General features: G+C 63.3%; 21 protein-coding genes. 18 read left to right on the forward strand and 3 right to left on the reverse strand.

Annotated elements, in window-relative coordinates:
• The gene (locus GUY40_RS03255; RefSeq protein WP_166567506.1) at window positions 1–2610 is read right to left on the reverse strand and encodes a dermonecrotic toxin domain-containing protein; all 2610 of its coding nucleotides are present in this window, start codon (window positions 2608–2610) and stop codon (window positions 1–3) included.
• 202 nt (window positions 2611–2812) lie between these two features.
• Between GUY40_RS03255 and GUY40_RS03260 the strand changes: the two genes are divergently transcribed.
• From GUY40_RS03260 to selO, 3 genes are read left to right on the forward strand one after another with little or no spacing between them, the layout of a single operon-like run.
• On the forward strand, window positions 2813–4555 hold the full coding sequence (locus GUY40_RS03260; protein ID WP_166567507.1) for a potassium/proton antiporter: 1743 nt from the start codon (window positions 2813–2815) through the stop codon (window positions 4553–4555).
• Between the two features lie 38 nt (window positions 4556–4593).
• Window positions 4594–7947: a mechanosensitive channel MscK gene (mscK, locus tag GUY40_RS03265; RefSeq protein WP_166567508.1), complete on the forward strand. Its 3354-nt coding sequence runs from the start codon at window positions 4594–4596 to the stop codon at window positions 7945–7947.
• Window positions 7948–8005: 58 nt separating this feature from the next.
• Window positions 8006–9469, forward strand: coding sequence for a protein adenylyltransferase SelO (selO, locus tag GUY40_RS03270; RefSeq protein ID WP_166567509.1), 1464 nt, complete (start codon window positions 8006–8008; stop codon window positions 9467–9469).
• Window positions 9470–9697: 228 nt separating this feature from the next.
• Here selO and GUY40_RS03275 read toward each other — a convergent pair whose 3' ends face one another.
• Window positions 9698–9949: a hypothetical protein gene (locus GUY40_RS03275; RefSeq protein ID WP_166567510.1), complete on the reverse strand. Its 252-nt coding sequence runs from the start codon at window positions 9947–9949 to the stop codon at window positions 9698–9700.
• Window positions 9950–10087: 138 nt separating this feature from the next.
• On the opposite strand from GUY40_RS03275, the gene trxC reads away from it, so the two are divergent.
• A complete protein-coding gene (trxC, locus tag GUY40_RS03280) occupies window positions 10088–10522 on the forward strand; it encodes a thioredoxin TrxC (protein WP_166567511.1) in 435 nt (144 codons plus the stop codon).
• Between the two features lies 1 nt (window position 10523).
• Here trxC and GUY40_RS03285 read toward each other — a convergent pair whose 3' ends face one another.
• Window positions 10524–11294, reverse strand: coding sequence for a ParA family protein (locus tag GUY40_RS03285; RefSeq protein ID WP_166567512.1), 771 nt, complete (start codon window positions 11292–11294; stop codon window positions 10524–10526).
• 246 nt (window positions 11295–11540) lie between these two features.
• Between GUY40_RS03285 and GUY40_RS03290 the strand changes: the two genes are divergently transcribed.
• The 14 genes from GUY40_RS03290 to GUY40_RS03355 are packed head-to-tail and all read left to right on the forward strand — an operon-like array spanning window position 11541 to window position 24683.
• On the forward strand, window positions 11541–12260 hold the full coding sequence (locus GUY40_RS03290; protein WP_166567513.1) for a beta-ketoacyl synthase chain length factor: 720 nt from the start codon (window positions 11541–11543) through the stop codon (window positions 12258–12260).
• A complete protein-coding gene (locus GUY40_RS03295) occupies window positions 12236–13054 on the forward strand; it encodes a 1-acyl-sn-glycerol-3-phosphate acyltransferase (RefSeq protein ID WP_166567514.1) in 819 nt (272 codons plus the stop codon). The genes GUY40_RS03290 and GUY40_RS03295 overlap by 25 nt, the downstream gene beginning before the upstream one ends.
• Complete coding sequence (locus tag GUY40_RS03300) at window positions 13023–13295, forward strand: phosphopantetheine-binding protein (RefSeq protein ID WP_166567515.1); 273 nt, start codon at window positions 13023–13025, stop codon at window positions 13293–13295. The genes GUY40_RS03295 and GUY40_RS03300 overlap by 32 nt, the downstream gene beginning before the upstream one ends.
• Window positions 13296–13304: 9 nt before the next feature.
• The gene (locus GUY40_RS03305; protein ID WP_166567516.1) at window positions 13305–13559 is read left to right on the forward strand and encodes an acyl carrier protein; all 255 of its coding nucleotides are present in this window, start codon (window positions 13305–13307) and stop codon (window positions 13557–13559) included.
• Window positions 13556–14101 carry a hypothetical protein gene (locus GUY40_RS03310; RefSeq protein WP_166567517.1) on the forward strand — a complete coding sequence of 182 codons (546 nt, stop codon included), beginning with the start codon at window positions 13556–13558 and terminating at the stop codon, window positions 14099–14101. The genes GUY40_RS03305 and GUY40_RS03310 overlap by 4 nt, the downstream gene beginning before the upstream one ends.
• The gene (locus GUY40_RS03315) at window positions 14098–15783 is read left to right on the forward strand and encodes an AMP-binding protein (protein WP_166567518.1); all 1686 of its coding nucleotides are present in this window, start codon (window positions 14098–14100) and stop codon (window positions 15781–15783) included. The genes GUY40_RS03310 and GUY40_RS03315 overlap by 4 nt, the downstream gene beginning before the upstream one ends.
• Window positions 15773–16510, forward strand: a complete 738-nt coding sequence (locus tag GUY40_RS03320; RefSeq protein ID WP_166567519.1) for a glycosyltransferase family 2 protein — start codon at window positions 15773–15775, stop codon at window positions 16508–16510. Before GUY40_RS03315 ends, GUY40_RS03320 begins: the two co-directional genes overlap by 11 nt.
• Window positions 16507–17442, forward strand: a complete 936-nt coding sequence (locus tag GUY40_RS03325) for a glycosyl transferase (protein ID WP_166567520.1) — start codon at window positions 16507–16509, stop codon at window positions 17440–17442. The genes GUY40_RS03320 and GUY40_RS03325 overlap by 4 nt, the downstream gene beginning before the upstream one ends.
• Complete coding sequence (hutH, locus tag GUY40_RS03330) at window positions 17423–18967, forward strand: histidine ammonia-lyase (RefSeq protein WP_166567521.1); 1545 nt, start codon at window positions 17423–17425, stop codon at window positions 18965–18967. The genes GUY40_RS03325 and hutH overlap by 20 nt, the downstream gene beginning before the upstream one ends.
• Window positions 18960–19385, forward strand: a complete 426-nt coding sequence (locus GUY40_RS03335) for a thioesterase family protein (RefSeq protein ID WP_166567522.1) — start codon at window positions 18960–18962, stop codon at window positions 19383–19385. Before hutH ends, GUY40_RS03335 begins: the two co-directional genes overlap by 8 nt.
• A complete protein-coding gene (locus GUY40_RS03340) occupies window positions 19382–19984 on the forward strand; it encodes an outer membrane lipoprotein carrier protein LolA (RefSeq protein ID WP_166567523.1) in 603 nt (200 codons plus the stop codon). Before GUY40_RS03335 ends, GUY40_RS03340 begins: the two co-directional genes overlap by 4 nt.
• On the forward strand, window positions 19974–22292 hold the full coding sequence (locus tag GUY40_RS03345) for an MMPL family transporter (RefSeq protein ID WP_166567524.1): 2319 nt from the start codon (window positions 19974–19976) through the stop codon (window positions 22290–22292). Before GUY40_RS03340 ends, GUY40_RS03345 begins: the two co-directional genes overlap by 11 nt.
• The gene (locus tag GUY40_RS03350; RefSeq protein WP_166567525.1) at window positions 22289–23449 is read left to right on the forward strand and encodes a sodium:proton antiporter; all 1161 of its coding nucleotides are present in this window, start codon (window positions 22289–22291) and stop codon (window positions 23447–23449) included. The genes GUY40_RS03345 and GUY40_RS03350 overlap by 4 nt, the downstream gene beginning before the upstream one ends.
• A complete protein-coding gene (locus GUY40_RS03355) occupies window positions 23436–24683 on the forward strand; it encodes an NAD(P)/FAD-dependent oxidoreductase (RefSeq protein ID WP_166567526.1) in 1248 nt (415 codons plus the stop codon). The genes GUY40_RS03350 and GUY40_RS03355 overlap by 14 nt, the downstream gene beginning before the upstream one ends.
• Window positions 24684–24702: the final 19 nt, after the last annotated feature.

Below are 24702 nucleotides of genomic sequence, written 5' to 3' on the forward strand. Positions count from 1 at the left end.
TCAGGCAGGAAAAAACCGATCCACCAACGGCCGGGCGTCCTCGCCCAGCCGTTGCAGGTAGCGCTCCCGGTCGAAGGGCTCGCCGGTGCACAAGTCATAAAAGACGCTCGCTGCCGCGCTGCCAACCTCCTTGAGCCCTACCTCCATCAAGCGGTAAGTGGTGCCGGCCACTTCCCTGAGGCTTTCGATCTGGAAGTACGCGCCCGGCAGAAACAGCGACTCCGCCTCGTTAGGCGTTTTTGAAAAGGGCGCGACGGGGTAGGCACTGTAGTAATTTTCGGCATCCAGCTTGAAAATCACCGAGCTCTCATCGAAGCTCGCCTCTGCGACTTCTCTAATCCCGTCGCCTGCATGGCTGCTGGCAAATCGGCGGGCAACATAGGGGCTCTCAGTAAAGGAGGCGATGTCGGTATTGACCAGCACATCTCCCACTTTCAAGCGGCCCGAGCGGAACACCAGGCCGGACGTCCCGCGCAAGCCCGATCCGCCGCGGTACAAGGCTGCCTCGTCATTGGTTTCGACCGACTCAAGCTCTTTGGCCAGCGCTTCGATATCCTGGATCGCGTGGCTGTTGACGTCCCGGCTACCTCGGCGCAAAAAGCCGTTGAACGCTTCATCGTCGTCTGTGTAATACAGAATCGCTTCAGAATGGTAGCGCCCCTCAGCCGTCACGTAGACCCGATGCTCTTCGCCATGGCTGTCTATATACACGTCATTCTCGAGCTCTGCCTGCGGCGGTAACTTCAAGACCTCAATCACCGCCTTTTGCCGCTGCAAGGCACGGTTGGCGAAGGCCTGCTGCGCATCAGGGTCCTGCATCATGTAGCGATCCCAGAACGTCGAGGTACCGCGCTGCGGCTCAGGAAACGGACGGGAGCGACCGGCCTTCAGGTAAATATCCAGCTCCGGCGGGCAAAGCAGGCGTTCACGCAAATAAATCGCGACGCGCAGCCGCAAGGCTTCGGCCTGGTTTTGCGGAAAGTCGTAAGCGCCCAACACATACTCGACGCTCCCTTCATTGGGAAAGACCTTCGCGATAATGGCTTCGGTAGTCTCGTCGCCGCCCTTGAGCGCCAACGGCTTGAGCAATCGCCACTGATCTGCGTCATCCAGCGCGACCGGTCGCCCACCAGAGAAAGCAAAGGGGTTGTCGGGGTCGACGATCTCGACCGACCTGATCGCCGGGTTGTAGCGCACGCGATAAGGCACATAGCCCATTTCGATGTAGACACCACCGTCATGCTGCAGATACCCCCCGCGCAGGGGCCCCTGTGCAATCGGCTGGCGCAGGTCAATAACGATATTGGACTCCAGGCCGTCAAGGGCTTGCGTGATCGAAACCTGGCCTTCCAGAGCCAAGGCTGTCGGCAGCGGACGGTGCGCAGGGCCAGACAACAGGAAGAAGCCGTGGAAAAGTACATCGATGCAACCCGCGATTGCCCCAACTACCCCGCTGCGCCGCTGCTGCGCGGTAGCCCCATTGACAGCCTGATCAATGTTCAGCGCCACACTGGCAATACTTGCCCCAACCACGGTCAGGGCCACCGGCCAGGCCATAGGCGCTGCTGCACCGGCGATGGAAACGAAGGCCGCCAGGTAACCGATCCACAGTTGCTTGTTGAGCTGCCAATCGGACACCAGCAGTTGCTCCGCATCCTTTTGCATCCGTTGCCGAGCGCATTGGCAAAGGTAGTCGAACAAATCGCCGACAATCCTGGCTCCTGGCGCCAGGGTGAATGCCGCGGCCGATTGCAGGGCCGTGCGATCACCGAGCGGGAAATGTTCGATCAGCTCAGCCTGTTTCATTTGTGCGGCCAACCACTGCTGCAATTGCAGGGTGTCGGCGAATACGCGAAACGCAGGTGTTTGACCGGGGGCATAAAGTATTTCCTGACCGTCTCGGCCCGCAATCCTGACCAGATCCAGAGCGATCACGTCGTTGATGACCACCGGTTGCAGCCGGATGGGCGCCAGCGCAGGCAGCACACCGGTCATCGACTGCACGGATGGAAAGCCAGGACGCCCCGCAGCCAGCAGGATCCTGTGAAAGTCTTCAGGCGCCAGGTGGTGAGCCTCATAGTCCTGAATCGCAGCCCCCAGAAAGGCCACTCGAGCAAGCAGCCTGAAATCGTCGCCATGGGCAGCCCAGAAAGCCGCCAGCGTGTTTCGGTAGTCTGTAGCCAGATCAAGTGCCCAGAAGTCCTTCAAGACATCGGCTGGAAGCAGTCGCACTTCGTTGCGTTCGTTGAAAACCCCTGCCCCGCCGTCGACTGAGTAGAACCCACCATACAGGGCAAGCAGATCGGCATTGTCCTGATCACTGACGCGAAAGCGCTCCATCATCAGATGTAAAAAGGTAAGGCTTTGCTCGGGCCGGCCTATATGCTCCCAACCGGTGAAAGACCTGTTGCTGCTTTGTGCATCGCGAAACCGGTGCCACCAGACCTTTTCCGGGTCCAGTGCCTGGCCTGTGTGCTTGAGCAGCAACGCCGAGGCGGCGGAGCGGACCACGTCATGCAGGTCGGGAAAGGCTTCGGCGAAGCGTTGGCCGGTGCGGCGCAGATCCTGGCCTTCGGCGTCTGTATCCAGTCGTGAGATTTCGTTGTTCATGTCGCAGGTTCCGTGAACTGAAGGAACCCTGACTAAATCAGTCGCTCAGGCTGGCAAGGCAGCAACTATCTATCGTGTTGCCGCTGGATCTTGGTGGTTTCCAAAAAGCTTTTGACGCGGCAACAACCGCTCAGGTTAGAATTCCTTGGCACGCAGACTGCATAGCCTGCCTCGCCTTGTCACCCCCTCCGGAGTACTCCCATTGAATGCGACCTTCATCAACAGCCTGTTCTTGATCGGCGCGTTGCTGGTAGGTGCAAGCATTCTGGTCAGTTCGCTTTCCTCGCGGCTCGGCATCCCGATTCTGGTCATCATCCTCGCGGTCGGTATGGCGGCCGGGGTCGATGGTGGCGGGATCATTTTCAACAATTACCCAACGGCTTATCTGGTCGGCAACCTGGCGCTGGCGGTGATCCTGCTCGACGGCGGGCTGCGAACCCGGGTCGCCAGTTTCCGGGTGGCGCTGTGGCCGGCCTTGTCGCTGGCCACGGTCGGGGTACTGATTACCACCGGCTTGACCGGCATGATGGCGGCCTGGCTGTTCGACCTGAACATGATTCAGGGCCTGCTGATCGGCGCCATCGTCGGTTCCACCGATGCCGCGGCGGTGTTTTCCCTGCTCGGCGGCAAGGGCTTGAACGAGCGGGTCACAGCCACCCTCGAGATCGAGTCGGGCAGCAACGACCCGATGGCGGTGTTCCTCACCGTCACCCTGATCGACATGCTCGCCAGCGGCCAGACCGGCCTGCACTGGAGCCTGCTCACCCATCTGATACGTGAATTCGGCATCGGCAGCATCCTGGGCCTGGGCGGCGGCTGGGTGATGCTGCAACTGGTCAACCGGATCAAACTGGCCAGCGGCCTGTACCCGATCCTGGTCATCAGCGGCGGCCTGGCGGTGTTTGCCCTGACCAACGCCCTGCACGGCAGCGGCTTTCTGGCGGTGTACATCTGCGGCCTGGTGCTGGGCAACCGGCCAATCCGCAGCCGCCACGGCATCCTGCACATGCTCGACGGCATGGCCTGGCTGGCCCAGATCGGCATGTTCCTGGTGCTGGGGCTGCTGGTCACCCCGCACGATCTGCTGCCCATCGCGATTCCGGCACTGGTACTGGCGCTGTGGATGATCCTGCTTGCCCGGCCACTGTCGGTGATGGTCGGCCTGCTGCCATTCAAGGCCTTCCACGGTCGAGAGAAGGCGTTTATTTCCTGGGTCGGCTTGCGCGGCGCGGTCCCGATCATTCTGGCGGTGTTCCCGCTGATGGCCGGCCTGCCCGACGCCCAGCTGTACTTCAACCTGGCGTTCTTTATCGTGCTGGTCTCGCTGCTGGTGCAGGGCACCAGCCTGCCATGGGTGGCCAAGCTGCTGAAAGTCACCGTACCGCCAGACCCGGCCCCCATCTCCCGCTCAGCCCTGGAAGTGCACATTACCAGTGAATGGGAGTTGTTCGTGTACCGCCTGGGCGCAGAAAAATGGTGCATCGGCGCCGCCCTGCGCGAGCTGAAAATGCCCGAAGGCACCCGCATTGCAGCCCTGTTTCGAGGCCAGCAACTGCTCCATCCGTCGGGAAGTACGACGCTGGAAGTCGGCGATCTGCTCTGCGTAATCGGTCATGAACACAATTTGCCAGCATTGGGCAAACTGTTCAGCCAGGCGCCACAGCGCGGACTGGATCTGCGTTTCTTCGGCGACTTCGTGCTCGAAGGCGACGCAGAACTGGGGGCCGTGTCGGCGCTGTACGGCTTGCAGCTCGATGGCCAGGACCCGCACATGCCGCTCAGCCAGTTCATCACTCAGAAGGTGGGTGGCGCGCCAGTGGTCGGCGACCAGATCGAATGGAACAACACAATTTGGACCGTTGCTCTGATTGAAGGGAACAAGATCCGCAAAGTGGGCGTCAGATTCCCCGACGGAACGCGACCCGGCCCCGGCTTATTCCTCTAAACTGCCATCCTTTTCTCAGGTTGTACGATTTTTAGCCTATGCCCACACTGCTCAATATCATTGGCGCAGCCCTGCTAGGGCTGTGTGCATCGGTCGCCTCAGTACAGGCGGCCGAGCCCCCCACCAGCTCCGCTGTACAAAACAGCCTGGACAAGATCGCCGAGCGCAAGCTGCCCGAAGCCGATCAGAAGGCGCTGCAGGGAGTGCTGGAACAGACCCTGACCTTTCTCGGCAACAAGGAAGACAGCGAAAAACGCCTGGCCGCGCTCAAGCAGCAGCTCAGCGAAGCGCCGCGCCAGACCGCGGAGAGCCAGAAGGAACTGGAGCGCCTGAAGGTCGCCAAGGTGATTCCGGTCGCTCAGCGCTACGCCAACCTGAACGTGCCGCAGCTGGAGCAACAGCTCAGCGAGCGCAATGCGCAGCAGGGTGACCTGCAAAAAGCCCTGTCCGATGCCAACACCCTGGCCATCACCGCCCAGACCCGCCCCGAGCGTGCCCAGGCCGAAATCAGCAACAGCCAGACGCGCATCCAGCAGATCAACAACATCCTCAAGCTGGGCAAGGATGGCGGCAAGGTCGTCACGGCCGACCATCGCAACAAGCTCAACGCGGAACTGGCGTCGATCAACGCGCTGATCAACCTGCGCCGCCAGGAACTGGCCGGCAACGGCCTGCTGCAAGACCTGGGCAACAGCCAGCATGACCTGCTGGTAGCCCAGACCACCCGCCTGGAACAGGAAATCCAGGACCTGCAGACACTGATCAACCAGAAGCGCCTGGCCCACTCCCAGCAAACCGTCACCGAGCAGTCGCTGGAAGCCCAGAAAGCCGGCGGCAGCAGCCTGCTGGCCACCGAAAGCGCCACCAACCTCAAGCTCTCCGATTACCTGCTGCGCAGCACCGACCGGCTCAACGAACTGACCCAACAGAACCTGCGCACCAAGCAACAACTGGACAGCATCACCCAGGCCGACCAGACCCTCGACGAGCAGATCAGCGTGCTCAAGGGCAGCCTGCTGCTGTCGAAGATTCTCTACAAGCAGAAACAGGCACTGCCGCACCTGAAGGTCGACCGCGACCTGGCCGACCAGATCGCCGACATCCGTCTGTACCAGTTTGAGATCAATCAGCAACGCGAGCAGATCAGCAGCCCAAGCGCCTACGTTGACAAGCTGCTGGAAAGCCAGCCCGCCGAACAGGTCACGCCGCAACTGCGCAAGACCCTGCTGGACCTGGCCGTGACCCGCAGCGATTTGCTCGAGCGCCTGAACCGCGAATTGAGCGCCCTGCTCAACGAATCCATCACTTTGCAACTGAACCAGAAGCAACTCCTCAGCACCGCCCAGAGCCTGCGCGCGACCCTGGACGAGCAGATGTTCTGGATCCCGAGCAACAAACCGCTGGACGCGGAATGGCTGCAGACCATTCCCAAGCGCTTGAGCCAGCAGGTCACCACCCTGCCGTGGTTTTCCAGCCTGAACGAGTTGACCGACGGCCTGCTGCAGCGGCCGCTGCTGTTCCTGCCGCTGCTGCTGTTGATCGGCGCGCTGCTGTGGAAGCGCAATTACCTGCATGAACGGCTGCGCAAAGTGCACCAGGACATCGGCCACTTCCGCCGCGACAGCCAGTGGCACACCCCGCAGGCGATTCTGGTCAATATCCTCCTGGCCATGCCGGTGGCGCTGGGCCTGGCCTTGTGTGGCTACGCCCTGCAAATCGACGCACGCGGGCAGAACGCCAACCTCGGCTCCGCGCTCTGGCAAATCGCACAGGCCTGGCTGGTGTTCTACACCGCCTACCGCGTGCTGGCGCCAGGCGGCGTGGCCGAGCTGCATTTCCGTTGGGAAAAACCGCAAGTCGAGTTCTTGCGCGGCTGGATACGCCGGCTGGGTACAGTGGTGTTGGCGTTGGTCGCCGTGGTGGCAGTGGCCGAACACCAGCCCTCGGCGCTGGCCGATGACGTCCTCGGCATTGGCGTGGTGCTGACCTGCTACGCGCTGATGGCGTGGCTGCTCAGCCGCCTGTTGGTCAGCAGCCCGACCCACGAAAACGCCTCGCTGTTCCGCAAGGCCGTAGGCGTGGCATTCACCGCCCTGCCCATCGCACTGTTTATCGCCGTGTGCTTCGGCTACTACTACACCGCGCTGAAGCTGACCGATCGCTTGATCGACACCCTCTACCTGCTGATGCTCTGGCTGGTCATCGAGGCCGCCTTCGTCCGCGGCCTGAGCGTCGCCGCTCGGCGCCTGGCTTATCAACGCGCCTTGAGCAAACGCCAGGCCGCGAAAGAAAGCGGCGACGGCGAAGGCGTGATCGAAGAGCCGACCCTGGACATCGAGCGAGTCAACCAGCAGTCTCTGCGCCTGATCCGCCTGGCCCTGCTCGGCGGCTTTATCGGTGCGCTGTACTGGGTCTGGGCGGACCTCATCAGCGTATTCGTCTACCTGGACAACATCACCCTTTACGAATACACCAGCGGCACCGGCGCCAGCATGAGCATGGTGCCGATCAGCCTGTTCGATTTCCTCGGCGCGCTGGTGATCATCGGCATTACCGTGGCCCTGGCGCGCAACCTGCCAGGTCTGCTGGAGGTGCTGGTGCTGTCGCGGCTGAACCTCGCCCAGGGCAGCGCCTATGCCACCACCACCTTACTGTCGTATGTGATCGCAGGCGTCGGCTTTGTCTCGACCCTGTCCACCCTCGGGGTGAGCTGGGACAAGCTGCAGTGGCTGGTCGCGGCGCTGTCGGTCGGCCTGGGCTTCGGCATGCAGGAGATCTTCGCGAACTTCATCTCCGGCATCATGATCCTGTTCGAGCGCCCGGTGCGGATCGGCGACACCATCACCATCGGCAACCTGTCGGGCACGGTCAGCAAGATCCGCATCCGCGCCACCACCATCACCGACTTCGACCGCAAGGACATCATTGTCCCGAACAAGACGTTCATTACCGGGCAACTGATCAACTGGTCGCTGACCGACACCATCACCCGCGTGACCCTGAAACTCGGCGTGGACTACGGTTCGGACCTGGACCTGGTGCGCACCCTGCTGCTCAAGGCCGCCCAGGACAATCCGCGCGTGCTCAAGGAACCGGCACCGATCGTTTACTTCCTGAACTTCGGCGAAAGCACCCTGGACCACGAACTGCGCATGCATGTGCGCGACCTCGGCGACCGCAACCCGGTACTCGACGAGATCAACCGCTACATCAACAAAGAGTTCAAGAAGCAGCGCATCAACATCTCCTTCCGGCAGATGGAGGTGTACCTCAAGAACATGCAGGGCCAGGAATACAAGATGGTGCCGATTGAAAGCATGGACAAGACGGTGTTGCCGCTGGAGCCGGTTGATGACAAACAGCCGCCGGCGCCCGCCGCCAAGCTGGACTGACTGGACTTAAAGCGCTCAGCCCCAGCAGAATACTCAAGTATTCTGCTGGAGCCGGCCATTGAAAGCCCTCGACGAACTGATCTTCGACAACCGCTTCGCCCGCCTGGGCGATGCGTTTTCCACCTCGGTGTTGCCCGACCCCATTGCCGAACCCCGACTGGTGGTGGCCAGTGAAGCGGCCATGAACCTGCTCGACCTCGACCCGGCCGAAACCTTCTCCCCGACCTTTGCCGAGCTGTTCAGCGGCCACAAGCTGTGGTCCGAAGCCGAGCCGCGGGCGATGGTGTATTCGGGGCATCAATTCGGTTCGTACACCCCGCGCCTGGGCGACGGGCGCGGGCTGTTGCTGGGCGAAGTGGTCAATTCCAGGGGCGAGCACTGGGACCTGCACCTCAAGGGGGCCGGGCAAACGCCGTACTCGCGCATGGGCGATGGCCGTGCCGTGCTGCGCTCTTCGATTCGCGAGTTTCTGGCCTCTGAAGCCTTGCATGCACTGGGCATCCCGACCACCCGCGCCCTGTGCGTTGTCGGCTCCGACAGCGTGGTCTGGCGCGAAACCCAGGAACGCGCGGCGATGCTCATGCGCCTGGCGCCCAGCCATGTACGTTACGGGCATTTCGAATATTTCTACTACACCCGCCAGCCGGAACAGCAGAAGATCCTCGCCGAACATGTGCTCAACGAGCACTTTCCCCATTGCCTGGGTGCAGCCGAACCTTACCTGGCGATGTTCCGCGACATCGTCGAACGCAACGCCGAACTGACCGCCAAATGGCAGGCCTATGGCTTTTGCCACGGGGTGATGAACACCGACAACATGTCGATCCTGGGTATCACTTTCGACTACGGCCCCTTCGCCTTTCTCGATGACTTCGACGCCAATTTCATCTGCAACCATTCCGACGATCAGGGCCGGTACTCCTTCAGCAATCAGGTGCCGATCGCGCACTGGAATTTGAGCGCGCTGGCCCAAGCGCTAACGCCGTTCATCAGTGTCGAGGCGCTGCGCGAGGCATTGGGGTTGTTCCTGCCGCTGTATGAAGCCCATTACCTGGACCTGATGCGCCGCCGCCTGGGCTTTACCCAAGCGGAGGAAGAAGACAAACCGCTGATTGAGCGATTGCTGCAACTGATGCAAAACAGCGGCGTGGACTACAGCCAGTTTTTCCGCCGCCTCGGCGATCAGGCGGCCGAGTTGGCCGTGCAGCGCTTGCGCGATGATTTCGTCGATATCAAAGGGTTTGATACCTGGGGCCAGGACTATTCGGCGCGCGTGGAGCGCGAAGGCAATACCGACGATGCCGCCCGCACCGCACGCATGCACGCGGTCAATCCGCTGTATGTGCTGCGCAACTACCTGGCCCAGAACGCCATCGACGCGGCGCAACGCGGCGACTACGAAGAAGTCCGCCGCCTGCACACCGTGCTCATCCGCCCCTTCGATGCCCAGCCAGGCATGGAAGCCTATGCCGAACGGCCACCGGAGTGGGGCAAGCATCTGGAGATCAGCTGCTCTTCCTGAACATCGGTGCCGCACCCATTCGCGGCATTAAGGACCGGAACACAGACGTCCATGTAGGAGCGGACCTGGCCGCGATGGGCTGCGCAGCAGCCCCCGAGGCCGGTGATATCTATGACAAGCCCTGGGAATGCGTACGGTTTCGGAATCGCCGGGGCCGCTTCGCAGCCCATCGCGGCCAGGTCCGCTCCTACAAGGGTTGCGTCGTTCTATTCGGGGCAAGCCCGGCTCCTACAAAAACCGCAAGGCATCGGCACGGGTAACGGGTGGCATCGGCCGGTGCTCGCGGTCGTAGGCCGCGACCAGATCGCCCATCTGCACCAGCAAACCGGCCAGTGGATGGAACTCATCCTCGCCTATCAGTACCAGCAGCTCGTCGATAGACTCCACCAGCGCATCGTATTCAGCCTCTGTTGCCGGCTTTCGTAACAAAGGCGCGATATAGCACCAGTGCTCCGCTGCCTCTTCGATTAGAGAACTCATCGTGCTTGCTCCTTCTTCTGTTGGCGAACCATACAAGCCCCGAGCTGCCAGCCACAAGCAACAAGGTGTAACCCTTGATAACCGACCTCCAAGCCGCCAAATAGGCAATCAATCGCCTTTTTGCCGGAGCCCCACACCATGACCGCCCCACTACTAATCCCCTGCCCCCACTGCAACGGCCTGAACCGTATCCCCGCCGAACGCCTGGGCGATCAACCCAAGTGCGGGCGGTGCAAGGCGGCGGTGCTGCAGGCCAAACCCTTCGAGCTCAAGCAAGGCGATTACGCCAGCCAGATCAAGGGCGATCTGCCGTTGTTGATTGATGTGTGGGCGGACTGGTGCGGGCCGTGCAAGTCATTTGCGCCGGTGTTCGAGCAGGCGGCGGCACAATTGGCGGGACGCTGCCGCCTGGCCAAGCTGGACAGCGAGGCCAACCAGCCGTTGTCGGCACAGCTGGGGATTCGCTCGATCCCGAGCCTGATCCTGTTCAAGGACGGCCGGGAAGTGGCGCGCCAGAGTGGCGCCTTCCCGTTGCCGCAATTGCTCGCCTGGCTGGGCAGCCAGGGCATTTGAATCAGGCGTTTTCCAGCAAGTTGTGCAGGTCGACGAATTGCTGGGTCAGCTTGTGTCGTGGGTCGAGGTGGATCAATGGCATGTTGGCCTGGTGCGATTCACGCATCTTGACCGAGCTGTTGAGGTAGATCGGTAGCACCGGCATACCTTCGGCGATCAACTCGTCGAGCATCTGCTGGGGCAGGCTGGCCCGTGGCTGGAACTGGTTGACGACAATGCCCTCGACGGCGAGGTCTTCGTTGTGGTCTTCCTTCAATTCTTCGATCTCGGCCAGCAAGCCGTACAGCGCCTGGCGGGAAAAGCTGTCGCAATCGAAGGGGATCAATACTCTATCAGCTGCAATCAGCGCCGAAACCGCATAGAAATTCAAGGCCGGAGGGGTGTCGAGGTATATCCGGTCATAATCCTCGGCCAGCTCATCCAGCAACTTTCGCAGCTTGTTGATCTTGTGCTTGGCTTCAAGCTTGGGCTGCAAATCCGCCAGCTCCGGCGTCGCGGTGACCACATGCAGGTTGTCGAACGGGGTTTCGTAGATATCGACCTTGTTCTTCTTGGCAAATGGCCCGGACGACAGGGTTTGCTTGAAAAAATCGGCGATCCCCATGGGGATGTCATCACCGGTCAGGCCCGTCAGGTACTGGGTCGAGTTGGCCTGGGCGTCCAGATCGATCAATAGCGTCCGATAGCCTTCACTGGCACTGACCGCCGCCAGGTTGCAGGCGATGCTCGACTTGCCTACGCCACCTTTCTGATTGAATACCACGCGCCGCATGAAAAGACCTCCGTGTTCCTGGGGAATGCCCGAGTGTAGTGGCCTCTACATCGAATAAGCCAGCACCGCCGGGCTTTTAGCCATTGAACTGTCGAACGGCCTACAGGTCTGTGTATTCAACCAATATTTGCTACCTGCAAGCCTCACCCGGATAATGCCCACACTCGGCGATTGCGCCATGCCACGGTAGGTGGTCGCACCGAGTCTCTCCCACGGCATGGACGTCTATACGGCGGGAAGTACACGTTGATCACATTCAATATCGCGCGATGGCGTGCCTGGGCCCCCGGGCTTGAGTCAGACGAAGACTGGCTGCGCTGGTTCCAGTCGCCGACCCCTGTCGATGACAGTCAATCCGCTCCCGATGTTTCGTTCTTGCCGGCCATGCAACGGCGCCGCTTGAGCCGCCTGGCCCGCATGGCGTTCAGCGTTGGCTGGCCGCTGGCTGAAGGCCATGAAGCCTTGCCGCTGGTGTTTGTCTCCCGGCATGGCGAAACCCCACGCACCTTCGAGATCCTCAGCGACGTAGCCTTGCGCCAACCCCTGTCACCCACCCAGTTCAGCCTGTCGGTGCATAACGCCGTGATTGGCCTGTGGTCGATCCTGCGCGCAGAAACCAGCGAGATGACCGCGCTGGCCGCGACCGGCGACGGTCTGGAACACGGCATGCTCGAGGCTGCCGGGCTGATCGCCGACGGCGCCAGGGCGGTGCTGTTGGTGATTGCTGAAGAGCAGCCGCCTCGCGCCTACCAACACTGGATCGACGACGTGCCCTTTGCCTACGCCGTTGGGCTGCTGATAACCCCGGGCGATGACTGGCAGCTGACGCTCGGCCATAACAGCGAACCTGCCGAACCCGCAGGCCTGCCCCACGGCCTTGACCTGCTGCGCTGCCTGCTGACCGCTTCCCCCACTTGCCGCCACCGTTGGGAGCGCCGCGAATGGACATGGCAGCGCAACCGTTGAATCGCCGCCGCGACGCTTATTACTGGCGTCTGCTGGCCACGGCCCTGAGCTTCAGCCTGTTCGGGCTAGGCGGGTTATGCCTGCGCGTGCTGGTGTTTCCCTTGCTGTCGTGCCTGCCGGGCGATACCCGCGCCCACCAGCGCCGCGCCCGCCACACCATCAGCTGGCTGTTCTGGCTGTTCGTGCGGTTCATGCACCGCAGCGGCGTCCTCACCTACGCCATCGAGCACCCTGAACGGCTCGGCCGTCCCGGCCAGATGGTGATCGCCAACCACCCGTCGCTGATTGACGTGGTGTTTCTGATCGGCCTGATCCGCCAGGCCAACTGCGTGGTCAAGCAAAGCCTGTGGCAGAACCCCTTCACCGGCGGCCCGATACGCGATGCCGGCTACATCAGCAACGACGGCAGCATGGACATGCTCGACACCGCCGTCGCTGCCCTGCAAGGCGGCCAGAGCCTGATCATTTTCCCCGAGGGCACACGCACCCAACCTGGCCGCGCGCCCGCCTTTCATCGCGGCGCTGCCGCAATTGCGCTGCGGGGTGCGAGAATCATCACCCCCGTGACCATCAAGGTCAGCCCGACCACGCTGACCAAGGCCGAACCCTGGTATCGCATCCCCTTGCGCCGTGTGCATTTCAGCCTGCATGTGGGCGCCGATATCGACCCGCAATCCTTCGCGGCAACAGGCCCGCCACCGCAGGCCTCGCGCAAGTTGAATGACTTTTTGCACCACTATTTTCTAAAGGAGCTCGCCGAAGATGAGCGATCTGCACCCGGACCTCACCCTTGAAATCAAGCTGCTGATCATCGACGCCCTGGGCCTGGAAGACATCAGCGCCGCCGACATCGACAGCGAACAAACCCTGTTCGGCGAAGGCCTGGGCCTGGATTCGGTGGACGCCCTGGAACTCGGCCTGGCGATCCAGAAGCGCTACGGCATCAAGATCGACGCCGATGCCAAGGACACCCGCTCGCACTTTACCAACGTGGCCAGCCTCGCGGCTTTTGTCACTGCAAAACAGGCTGCCTGAGACCGCACCATGCAAACCCGTGATGACATCTTCAATACCCTGCGCGCTGCCCTGGTTGAACTGTTCGAACTCGAACCCGACCGTATCGCCCTGGACTCGAACCTGTATGAGGATCTGGAAATCGACAGCATCGATGCCGTCGATTTGATCGACCATATCAAGCGCCAGACCGGCAAGAAGATCGCCGCCGAGGACTTCAAGTCCGTGCGTACGGTCAGCGACGTGGTCGAGGCGGTTTACCGCCTGGTGCAACCGGCTGCATGAAGCATCTGATTGGCCTGGGCCTGTTGCTGGCGGGCGTCTTGTACCCCTTTGCGGTGTATGCGGGCATGGCGCATTTTGCCCCCTGGCAGTTCGCCTTACTGTTGGGCGGGCTGTGGCTGGGCCGGGCGCTGACCAGCGGTGGAAAGCCCGGCAGCCTGTGGATGGCCCTGGCCGCACTGGCCTTTTGCGGGGTGTTGGCAGTGGCCAACAGCCCGCAGCTGCTGCGCTGGTACCCGGTACTGATCAACAGTTTCCTGCTCGGTCTGTTCGGCCTGAGCCTTCGCTACGGCCCGCCGCTGGTCGAGCGCCTGGCACGCCTGCGCGAACCGGAGCTGCCCACGGCGGCGATCCCCTACACCCGCCAGGTGACCAAGGTCTGGTGCCTGTTTTTCCTGGGCAACGGCCTGATTGCCAGTGGGCTGACCCTGTGGGCGCCGCTGGACTGGTGGACGCTCTACAACGGCGTGATCGCCTATGCCCTGATGGGCCTGCTGTTCGCTGCTGAATGGCTGATACGTCAACGTGTACGAGAACGCCCATGAAATGGATTGCCCTTGAGCAGCTGCTGATCGAGGCGCAGCCGGGTCGGGCGGTGACCTTCGCCCCGGCCCTGGACCACGCCCAGCTGCGCGACCAGGCCCTGCGCCTGGCCGGTGGCCTGAAAGCCCGCGGCATCAACCGGCTGGCCGTGCACCTGGAAGATGCCGGTGACTTGGCCATCGCCTTGCTTGGCGCCTGGCATGCCGGTGCCCAAGTGCTGCTGCCGGCCGACCTGCAGCCGCAGACCCGGCAACGCTGGAGCCCCGATGTTCAGCTGTGGCTCAGCGACCTGCCCGACGACAGCCGCTTGAACAGTCTCTATGGCGAACCATTGCCCGCCACCGCGCTCGACCTCGACCGCGCCCAGGTCAGCCTGTGCACTTCAGGCTCCAGCGGCGAGCCCAAGCGCATCGACAAATGCCTGCGGCAACTGGCCAATGAAGTGTCGGCGCTCGAGCAGCTGTGGGGCGACTCGCTGGGCAATGCCTGCATCATTGGCAGCGTCGCCACCCAACACATTTATGGACTGTTGTTCCGCGTGCTCTGGCCGCTATGCGCCGGGCGCGGTTTTGTCCGCCGCCAGCTGCCCTTCCCCGAAGAGCTGCAACGCGCCAGCCGAGAGCATCCGGCCTTTGCCTGGGTCGCAAGCCCGGCCTTGCTCAAGCGCATGGGTGACAACCTTGACTGGCCCGCGTTGCGCCAGGTGCGGCGGGTGTTCTCCTCCGGCGGCTCACTGCCCGCCGAGGCCGCGGCCCTGTTGGAACAACGCCTCGGTCAATGGCCCATCGAAATTCTCGGCAGTTCCGAAACCGGCGGTATCGCCTGGCGCCAGGCCGACGTCCTGTGGCAACCCTTTGCCGATGTGCGCCTGAGCCAGAACGAGGAAGGTGCCCTGCGGATCGAATCGCCCTACCTGCCCGCCGGGCATGTGGAACAAACGGCAGATGCCGCCGAAATTGCCGACGACGGTCGCTTTCGCCTGCTCGGCCGCCTGGACCGGATCGTCAAACTGGAAGAAAAACGTATCGCCCTGCCCATGCTTGAGCAGGCCCTGATGGATCACCCGTGGGTCGCCGAGGCGCGGCTAGGCGTGGTTCAGGAACGTCGCGCCAGCCTCGGTGCATTGCTGGTGCTCAGCAGCCAGGGGCTGAAAGCCTTGCGCGAGCAGGGGCGACGCGCCCTGACCGACGCCTTGCGCGAGCATCTGTCCCGGCACTGCGAAGCCATTGCCTTGCCACGCCGCTGGCGACTGGTGCGCCAGCTGCCGCTCAATACCCAGGGCAAGCTACCCCAGGCTGATGTCGAAGCACTCTTGCTGGCGCCACGCCCGCAAACCCCGGAGGTCCTCGAACACAGCACGGTTAACGATGAACAGCGCTGGACGCTCTACGTGCCTCAAGACCTCGCCGTGTTCAGCGGCCACTTCGCCCGCACGCCGGTCTTGCCGGGTGTCGTGCAGGTTGACTGGGCTATCCGGCTGGGTTGCGAGCACCTGGCGCCCGGCGCACGTTTTACCGGCATGGAAGTGTTGAAATTCCAGAATCTGGTCCGCCCCGGCGACACGCTGGAACTGAACCTGCGCTTCGACCCTGCGCGCGGCAAACTCTATTTCAGTTACCGCAATGATGCGGGCGCAGCCTGCTCCAGCGGCCGCATTTTGCTGGAGCTTGCCCATGACGCATAAGCCCTGCGCGGTGATCCCGGTGTACAACCACGAACGCGCCGTCCCGGCGGTGGTCGCCGAGCTTTTGAAGGCCGGCTTGCCCTGCGTGCTGGTCGATGATGCCAGCAGCCCGGCCTGCGCGCGGGTGCTGGAGCAACTGGCCGGGCAACCGCAGGTCTTTTTGACCCGCCTGACGGTCAATCAGGGCAAGGGTGGCGCGGTCATGGCGGGACTTCGCGAGGCCAGGCGATTGGGTTTCAGCCATGCGCTGCAGGTGGACGCCGACGGTCAGCACGACCTTCAGGACGTGGCCCGTTTCATCGAGACTTCGCGCCGTTATCCACAGGCGCTGATTTGCGGTTATCCACAGTACGATGCCAGCGTGCCCAAGGGCCGTCTGTATGCGCGCTACCTGACCCACGTGTGGGTCTGGATCAACAGCCTGTCGCTGCGCATCCCCGATTCGATGTGCGGTTTTCGCGTCTATCCGCTGCCGGTCACCCTGCAGCTGATCGACTCGGTCAAGCTTGGCAAGCGCATGGACTTCGACCCGGAAATCCTCGTCCGCCTGGCCTGGCGCAACCAGCCGATGCAGTGGCTGGCCACCCGCGTGCATTACCCCCAGGACGGGCTCTCGCACTTTCGCCTGGTCCACGACAACGTGCTGATTTCCAAGATGCACGCCAAGCTGTTCTTCGGCATGTTGCTGCGTTTCCCGCTGATCCTCTGGCGCAGGTTTCAGGGATGAGCACGCAAGAACACTGGGCCGACCAGCAGGAGCGCGGCAGCTTCTGGTTGATGAAGCTGACTGCATTGGGCGTGAAGCTACTCGGCCGACGGGTGCTTGGGCCGGTGCTGCACGGCATCGTCTTGTACTTTTTCCTGTTTGGCCGCCGCGCCCGGCGCAGCGCCTGGCAATACCAGCAACGCCTGGCGAGCTGGAGCGGGCAGCCGCAGCTGCGCCCGACTCATCGCCGGGTGTTCGGCCAGTTCATGGCCTTTGCCGATGCGCTGCTGGACAAGCTCGATGTCTGGAACGGCAAGCTGGGCATCGAGCAGATCGAAATCATTGACCCAGGCTTTCTGCGCCAACAGCTGCGCGGTGCCCGCGGGCAAATGCTGGTGGGCGCGCACCTGGGCAACCTCGAAGTTTGCCGTGCACTGGCCGAGCTGGGTGAACAGGTGACCATGAATGTGCTGGTGCATACCCGTCACGCCGAGCGCTTCAACCGCTTGCTCGGCGAGGCCGGTGCCACCCATTTGCGCCTGATTCAAGTCAGCGAGCTGGACCCGGCGATCATGCTGCAACTGAGCCAGCGCCTGGACGATGGCGAGTGGCTGGCGATTGCCGGCGACCGCATTCCGCTGCACGGCGGGCGCCAGGTCACGGTCGATTTTCTCGGCCACCCCGCGGCCTTCCCGCAGGGCCCATGGTTGCTGGCCGGGTTGCTGAAATGCCCACTCAATCTGATTTTTTGCCTCAAGCACCAGGGTCGCTACCGGGTCACCCTCGAGCCGTTCGCCGAGGCGATCAACTGGCGGCGCAGCGACCGCGACCAGGTGATCGCGCACTGGGCCGGCCGCTACGCTGAACGCCTGGGCCACTACTGCCGGCAAGCACCCCAACAATGGTTCAATTTCTACCCTTACTGGAAGACCGATGACGACGCATCCGCTTGAGCCGGTCACGTTCGGCCCGCTCCCCCTCAGCATCGAAGACGTCCAGGCCCTGGCCTGGCGTCAGGCCCCCGCACAGCTTGAAACCGACCCGGCGTACCGAGAGCGCATTGCCAAGGGCGCGCGCTTTCTCGATACCCTGCTCGACAAGGAAGGCGTGATCTACGGGGTCACCACCGGTTATGGCGACTCCTGCGTGGTCGCCGTGCCGCTGGAGCATGTCGAGGCCCTGCCCCGTCACCTCTACACCTTCCATGGCTGCGGGCTGGGCAAGCTGCTCGACGCCGGGGCCACCCGCGCCGTGCTCGCCGCCCGCTTGCAGTCGCTCTGCCATGGAGTGTCCGGGGTGCGCGTGGAGCTGCTCGAACGGCTGCAAGGCTTTCTCGAACACGATGTGCTGCCGCTGATTCCCGAAGAGGGCTCGGTGGGCGCCAGTGGCGACCTGACTCCACTTTCGTATGTGGCCGCGACCTTGTCGGGCGAGCGCGAAGTACTGTTTCGCGGTGAGCGCCGCAGCGCCCTGGAGGTGCACCGCGAACTGGGCTGGCAACCGCTGGTGTTGCGGCCCAAGGAAGCCCTGGCGCTGATGAATGGCACAGCGGTCATGACCGGCCTGGCCTGCCTGGCCTTCGCCCGGGCCGACTACCTGCTCAAGCTGGCCACCCGCATCACCGCCCTGAACGTGGTGGCGCTGCAGGGTAATCCGGAGCACTTCGACGAGCGCCTGTTTGCCGCCAAGCCGCATCCCGGCCAGCTGCAAGTGGCGGCCTGGCTGCGTCAGGACCTCGCCATCGACGCCCCAACCGCGCCCCTGCATCGCCTGCAAGACCGCTATTCGCTGCGCTGCGCCCCGCATGTGCTCGGCGTGCTGGCCGACAGCCTGGGCTGGCTGCGCGGCTTTATCGAGACCGAGCTGAACAGCGCCAACGACAACCCGATCATCGACGCCGAAGCCGAACGCGTGCTGCACGGCGGGCACTTCTACGGCGGTCATATCGCCTTCGCCATGGACAGCCTCAAAACCCTGGTGGCCAACGTCGCCGACCTGCTCGACCGGCAACTGGCGTTGCTGGTAGACGTGCGCTACAACCACGGCCTGCCGAGCAATCTGTCCGGCGCAGCCGAGGAGCGGGCGATGCTCAATCACGGCTTCAAGGCCGTGCAGATCGGCGCCAGCGCCTGGACCGCCGAGGCGCTGAAACTGACCATGCCCGCCAGCGTGTTCTCGCGCTCCACCGAATGCCACAACCAGGACAAGGTCAGCATGGGCACCATCGCTGCCCGCGATGCCTTGCGGGTGCTGGAGTTGACTGAACAGGTGGCCGCCGCAACCCTGCTGGCCGCCAACCAGGGCGTCTGGCTGCGCAACCGCGAAGCCGAGGCACGGCCGCTGCCGGCGCCGCTGGCCGTTATGCACGAGCAGTTGCTCAAAGAGTTTGCCCCAGTTATTGAAGACCGCGCCCTGGAAGGCGAGCTGCGCCTGTGCCTGCAACGGATCGCCGAACGGCACTGGGGGTTGCATGCGTAGCCAAGGCGTGTTGCACGTTGATACCGAAGTATTGGTGCCGTTTTTCGACGTCGACACCATGCAAGTGGTCTGGCACGGCCACTACGTCAAATACCTGGAAATCGCCCGCTGCGCGCTGCTCGACCGGCTTGCGCACAATTACCTGCAGATGCGCGATTCCGGCTATGAGTGGCCGGTGATCGACCTGCAGTTGCGCTATATCCGTGGCGCCACCTTCGGCCAGCGCCTGCGCGTTCGCGCAAGCCTGGTGGAGTGGGAAAACCGGCTGAAGATCCACTACCTGATCAGCGATGCGGTCAGTGGCGAGCGCATGACCCGCGCCAGCTCCGTGCAGGTCGCCGTCCATATCGAGAGCGGCGAAATGCAGCTGGCCTCGCCCGGCGTGTTTGTCGATGCCGTACAGCAGGCCCTGGCATGAGCCGCGGCGTGCGCCTGCTCTGCGCCTTGAGCCTGCTGGCCATGGCCAACCTGGCCCAGGCCTTCGACCTCAAGGACCTGCAAGCACAGCTGGCCAAGCCTGCTGTGATCCACGGCCCCTTCACCCAGGAAAAACACCTGCGTGCCCTGCCGCAACCGTTGGTGAGCAAGGGCGACTTTGTGCTCGCCAAGGAAAAGGGCCTGCTCTGGCTACTCAAGACCCCCGTGCAGCAGGACTACCGCATCGACGCCCAAGGCATCGCCCGCCGCGACCCCAGCGGCTGGCAGCGCTTGCCCGGCAAGACCGCTGCCGCCCAGCAGAACCAACTGTTTTTCGCCGTGCTCAAAGGCGACAGCAGTGGCCTTGAGCGTGACTTCGAATTGGCCCTGCAAGGTGATGCCAAGCGCTGGCAGCTGAACCTGACGCCACGCTCGCTGCTGCTCAAGCAGATCTTCACTGCCATCACCATCAACGGCGGCACCTTTGTCGAACGCATCGAACTGCTGGAAACCCAAGGCGACAGCACCGTGCTGCTGATGCCGGCCAGCACCAGCGCCGCCAGCCTCAGCCCTGCGGAGCAGCACGACTTTGCCGACTGAACGCCTGCTGCCGCACCTGTTCATGCTGCTGTTGCTGGCCGTCGCCGCGCTGGCCGGCTGGCAGTGGCACGCGGCCGCGCCGCTGTCGGCGGACTTGATGCAATTGGTGCCCGGGGCCACCCCCGATGCGCTCGAGCAGCGCGCCGAACAGCGCATGCAAGAGCCATTGAACCGGGAGATGCTGGTGCTGGTCGGTCACCCCGATCGGACCCGGGCCATCGCCCTGGCCCACCGTCTCGGTGAGCAGTGGCAAGCCAGCGGGCTGTTTGAAAAGGTCCAGTGGAACCTGCAGGCCGACTTGCCGGCATTGCGCGCGCAACTGCTGCAAGGACGCCTGGCATTGCTGCCTGCGCCCGATCGCAAGCTGCTGCTTGAACAGCCACAGGCTTTTATCGAACAGCGCGTGCAGACGCTCTACGACCCCTTCGCCTTCAGCCTGGTGGCGAGCCAGGACGACTGGCTCGGCCTCACCGGGCGCATCCAGAACAATCAGGCACAACCGGCCAGTGTGCAACTGGACCTGAGCAGCGGCGCGCTGGTCGCCGAGGCCGATGGCAAGCAATGGGTGCTGCTGCGGGCGCGCACCCAAGGCAACGCCTTCGACCTGCACCTGCCCCTCAAAGTCGCCGATCTGTTGAGCAACGCGCGTCAGCAGGCCGGTGACAGTGGCGCCCAACTACTCGCCGCCAGCGGCCTGCTGTATGCCGCCAATGGCCAGCGCCAGGCCAGCCGTGAAATTACCTGGGTCGGTGGCGGCGCCACGCTTGGGATTCTGCTGTTGCTGCTGTTGGCCTTTCGCCGCGCGGGCGTGTTGCTGGCGTTCGTACCGGTGCTGGTGGGGATGCTGTTCGGCGCCACCGCCTGTATCGCCCTGTTCGGCCGGATTCACGTGATGACCCTGGTGCTGGGTTCAAGCCTGATCGGCGTGGCCATCGATTACCCGCTGCACTACCTGTCCAAAAGCTGGAGCCTGAACCCCTGGCGCAGCTGGACAGCGTTGCGGATCACCTTGCCAGGCCTGACCCTGAGCCTGGTCACCAGCTGCATCGGCTACCTGGCACTGGCCTTCACGCCCTTTCCGGCCCTGACCCAGATCGCGGTGTTCTCGGCCGCCGGTTTGATCGGTGCCTACCTGTGTGCCGTGTGCTTGCTGCCAGCCTTGCTCACACGGGTACAACTGCGCCCCACCGACTGGCCGCTGCGGGTGGCCCAGGCGCTGGTTGATCTGCGCGAAGTGTTGCTGCAGCGGCTGGGCAATCCGCTGCTGTTGGCCGCAGTGCTGCTGTTCTGTGGCCTTGGCGTCTGGCAGCTGGAGACCCGCAACGACATCCGCCAATGGGTCGGCAGCCCGCCCCAACTGCTCGAAGAAGCCCAAGCCATTGCCCGCATCACCGGCTACCAGCCGACCAGCCAGTTCTTCCTGGTACGCGCGGCCAACCAACAGCAATTGCTGGAACGACTGGGCGGCTTGAGTGAACGACTGGAGCAACTGGTCAGCCTGAACAAGCTGCAAGGCTTCATGGCCCTCGATCAACTGGTCAGCAGCCCTGACGAACAGCAGCGCCTGCGCACCGCCCTGTCCGGAATGCCGCAGCACTGGCATCCGCTGCTGGCCGCGGGCCTGCCACTGCCGGCCCTGCAAGCTGAACTGGCACAACTGCAGGCCTTGCCGACCCTGGATATCGACCAGGCGCTGGCCGGCCCGCTCGGTGAGCCGTGGCGTACGCTCTGGCTGGGCGACAGTGGCGACGGCGTGGCGGCGATGGTCAGCCTGAGAGGCTTGAATAACCCCGCGTTGCTGAAGGTCCAGGCCGATGGGCTTGAAGGCGTCACCCTGGTGGACCGCCTGGGCGACCTGAACCAGGTGTTCGCCGATACCCAGATCAGCGCCGCAGAACTCAAATTGCTGTCCTGCGCATTGATCGTGCTGTTGCTGGTCATGCCCTTTGGTCTGGGCGGCGCCCTGCGGATCGTTGCCCTGCCGCTGCTGGCAGCCTTGTGCAGCCTGGCGAGCCTGGGCTGGCTCGGGCAGCCGCTGACCCTGTTCAGCCTGTTCGGCCTGTTGCTGGTGACCGCCATCAGCGTCGACTATGCCATCCTGATGCGCGAACAAGTCGGTGGCGCGGCCGTCAGCCTGCTCGGCACCCTGCTGGCCGCCACCACCACCTGGCTGTCGTTCGGCCTGCTGGCGGTGTCGAGCACACCGGCGGTCAGCAACTTCGGGCTGGCGGTCAGCCTGGGCCTGGCCTTCAGCTTTCTGCTCGCCCCGTGGGCGGCCAAGCGCCAAACCCTGGAGCGAGCAACATGATGATCCTGCTGTTCTGGCTGCTGGCCTTGTCGTTGTTTGCCGCCGTGACCTTTATCGGTCGCAGGCTGGGGCTGATCCCGATTGTCAGCCAGCTGCTGCTGGCGACCTTCGGCCTACCGTTGCTGATGTTCTTTTGGGTAGAGCCGCACTGGCAACTCAGTGGTGCAGCGCTGATTGCACCGACCTGGCTAAAAACCCTTTACGGCCTGAGCTTCGCGTTGTTGCTGGGGCAGATTCTGGGCGATGTGATTGACCTCAAGCCCGAGCGCCAGAGCCTGAAAATCGCCCTGCCCAGTTTCGCCGTGCCCTTCGCCTGCGGGCTGGCCTGCGCCGCCTGGCTGCTGCCACCCCAGCCGTGGCTGAACAGCCTGGCGCTGGGGCTGGTGTTCGCCATCACGGCCATTCCGGTGCTGTACCTGTACCTGCGGCATATCGATTACCCGCCAGCTGCCACCCGGCGGTTGGTGCAGGCGGCCATCCTGATCGACCTCGCCTGCTGGACCCTGTTTGGCCTGGGCCAGGGCAGCCTGAAGCCACTGAGCCTGCTGCTGCCACTGGCCTGCGCCGGGTTGCCGTGGCTGCTGCACGCGATAGGGCTGCGCACGCCCTGGGTCTATGGCCTGGTGTTTTTTGTCTTGCTGTTTATCGCCGAACATTACCGGCTCAACGCCCTGCTGGTGGGCATCGGCTACCTGCTGTGCCTGGGCTGGCTCAAGGTGCCGTTGCGGCTGCCGATCAAACCCGAGTGGCTGCTGCGGGTGCAAACCGCCGTGGCGATTCCGCTGGTGCTGACCTTCGGTATCGTCCAGATCGACCTTCACCAGGCGCTGCAACACCTTGAGGCTTGGCAGTTCGCCGCCCTGTTGCTGCTGCCGATCGTCAGCAAGCTGCTGGGCAACTGGCTGGGGCTGCGCTGGGCTGGCCCGTCGTTTGCCGGCGCGAGCCGCTGGCGGGAAAGCCTGCTGATGAATATTCGCGGCTTGAGCGAAATCATTTTCCTCAACCTGCTGCTGCAACAAGACTTGATCAGCCCTGCGCTGTATTTCGCCCTGATGATCATGGGCCTGTGCGCAACCTTGATGCCCGCGTTGGCCGGTTTCCACCGGCGCCCTTCCCCTTATTCAGAACCCGCCAGGAGGCCCCATGCCGAACAGTGAAATGGAACATCGCAGCATCGTCGTGATTGGTGCGGGGCCGGCGGGGGCAATTGCCGCAGCCTTGCTCAAGCGCCGCGGCCACGACGTGCTGGTGATCGAGCGTCAGCGCTTTCCGCGCTTCTCGATCGGTGAAAGCCTGCTCTGCCATTGCCTGGATTTCGTCGAAGAAGCGGGGATGCTCGAGGCTGTACAAGCGGCCGGCTTCCAACTCAAGAACGGTGCCGCCTTTGCCTGTGGCGAGCAGTACAGTGCCTTTGATTTTGGCGAGACATTCAGCCATGGCAAATCCACTACCTTCCAGGTGCAGCGTGCCGATTTCGACCAACTGCTGGCCGAGCAGGCCGCGCGGCAAGGCGTCGAAATCCGCTATGAACAAGAGATTGTCAGCGCCGATTTCAGCGGCCCTGAGCCGCAGCTGCAGGTGCGCCGCATCGACGGCAGCGGCTACCGCGTGCAAGCCGGCTTCGTGCTCGATGCCAGCGGTTACGGCCGGGTCCTGCCGCGTTTGCTCGACCTTGAAGCGCCGTCGAACTTCCCGGTGCGCCAGGCGGTGTTCACCCACATCGAAGACCGCATCGAACACCCGGCCTTCGACCGGGAAAAGATCCTTGTCACCGTACACCCCGATCATCGCGATATCTGGTTCTGGACCATCCCGTTCAGCAACGGCCGCTGCTCTCTGGGCGTGGTTGCCGGGCGCGAGCATTTTGCCGAGGCGGGCAGCGACCTGGATGCCTGCCTCAAACACTTCGTCGCGCAAACCCCAAGCCTGCAATCGGTGCTCAAGGACGCCGTGTGGGACACGCCGGCACGCACCATCGGCGGCTACGCGGCCAACGTCAAAAGCCTGCACGGGCCAGGCTTCGCGCTGCTGGGCAATGCGGCTGAATTTCTCGACCCGGTGTTCTCTTCGGGCGTGACGATCGCCATGCGCTCGGCGAGCATGGCCGCTGGCTTGCTCGACCGCCAGCTCAAGGGCGATGCCGTCGATTGGCAGAGTGAATTCGCCGCGCCGCTCAAACGCGGTGTCGACACCTTCCGCGCCTACGTGCAAGGCTGGTACGACGGCCGCTTCCAGGACGTGATTTTCCACCCGGGCAGTTCCGCCGACATCCGCGGCATGATCAGCTCGATCCTCGCCGGCTACGCCTGGGATGAGCGCAACCCCTTCGTTGCCGAACCCGAGCGACGCTTGCACATGCTGGCCCAGGTCTGTGCGAGGCCGCGGCCATGAGCGATACCTGGACGGGTGA

The organism is Pseudomonas sp. R5(2019) (genome assembly GCF_009905435.1).
Lineage (GTDB): Bacteria > Pseudomonadota > Gammaproteobacteria > Pseudomonadales > Pseudomonadaceae > Aquipseudomonas.

Excerpts from the sequence above, each read along its gene's own strand:
- GUY40_RS03335 (WP_166567522.1), top strand. The coding sequence starts at position 18,960 with ATGCGTAGCCAAGGCGTGTTGCACGTTGATACCGAAGTATTGGTGCCG.
- GUY40_RS03295 (WP_166567514.1), top strand. The coding sequence starts at position 12,236 with ATGGACATGGCAGCGCAACCGTTGAATCGCCGCCGCGACGCTTATTAC.
- GUY40_RS03285 (WP_166567512.1), bottom strand. The coding sequence starts at position 11,294 with ATGCGGCGCGTGGTATTCAATCAGAAAGGTGGCGTAGGCAAGTCGAGC.
- GUY40_RS03325 (WP_166567520.1), top strand. The coding sequence starts at position 16,507 with ATGAGCACGCAAGAACACTGGGCCGACCAGCAGGAGCGCGGCAGCTTC.
- trxC (WP_166567511.1), top strand. The coding sequence starts at position 10,088 with ATGACCGCCCCACTACTAATCCCCTGCCCCCACTGCAACGGCCTGAAC.
- GUY40_RS03320 (WP_166567519.1), top strand. The coding sequence starts at position 15,773 with ATGACGCATAAGCCCTGCGCGGTGATCCCGGTGTACAACCACGAACGC.
- GUY40_RS03300 (WP_166567515.1), top strand. The coding sequence starts at position 13,023 with ATGAGCGATCTGCACCCGGACCTCACCCTTGAAATCAAGCTGCTGATC.
- GUY40_RS03275 (WP_166567510.1), bottom strand. The coding sequence starts at position 9,949 with ATGAGTTCTCTAATCGAAGAGGCAGCGGAGCACTGGTGCTATATCGCG.
- GUY40_RS03355 (WP_166567526.1), top strand. The coding sequence starts at position 23,436 with ATGCCGAACAGTGAAATGGAACATCGCAGCATCGTCGTGATTGGTGCG.
- GUY40_RS03310 (WP_166567517.1), top strand. The coding sequence starts at position 13,556 with ATGAAGCATCTGATTGGCCTGGGCCTGTTGCTGGCGGGCGTCTTGTAC.
- GUY40_RS03255 (WP_166567506.1), bottom strand. The coding sequence starts at position 2,610 with ATGAACAACGAAATCTCACGACTGGATACAGACGCCGAAGGCCAGGAT.
- GUY40_RS03315 (WP_166567518.1), top strand. The coding sequence starts at position 14,098 with ATGAAATGGATTGCCCTTGAGCAGCTGCTGATCGAGGCGCAGCCGGGT.
- hutH (WP_166567521.1), top strand. The coding sequence starts at position 17,423 with ATGACGACGCATCCGCTTGAGCCGGTCACGTTCGGCCCGCTCCCCCTC.
- GUY40_RS03305 (WP_166567516.1), top strand. The coding sequence starts at position 13,305 with ATGCAAACCCGTGATGACATCTTCAATACCCTGCGCGCTGCCCTGGTT.
- mscK (WP_166567508.1), top strand. The coding sequence starts at position 4,594 with ATGCCCACACTGCTCAATATCATTGGCGCAGCCCTGCTAGGGCTGTGT.
- GUY40_RS03340 (WP_166567523.1), top strand. The coding sequence starts at position 19,382 with ATGAGCCGCGGCGTGCGCCTGCTCTGCGCCTTGAGCCTGCTGGCCATG.
- GUY40_RS03350 (WP_166567525.1), top strand. The coding sequence starts at position 22,289 with ATGATGATCCTGCTGTTCTGGCTGCTGGCCTTGTCGTTGTTTGCCGCC.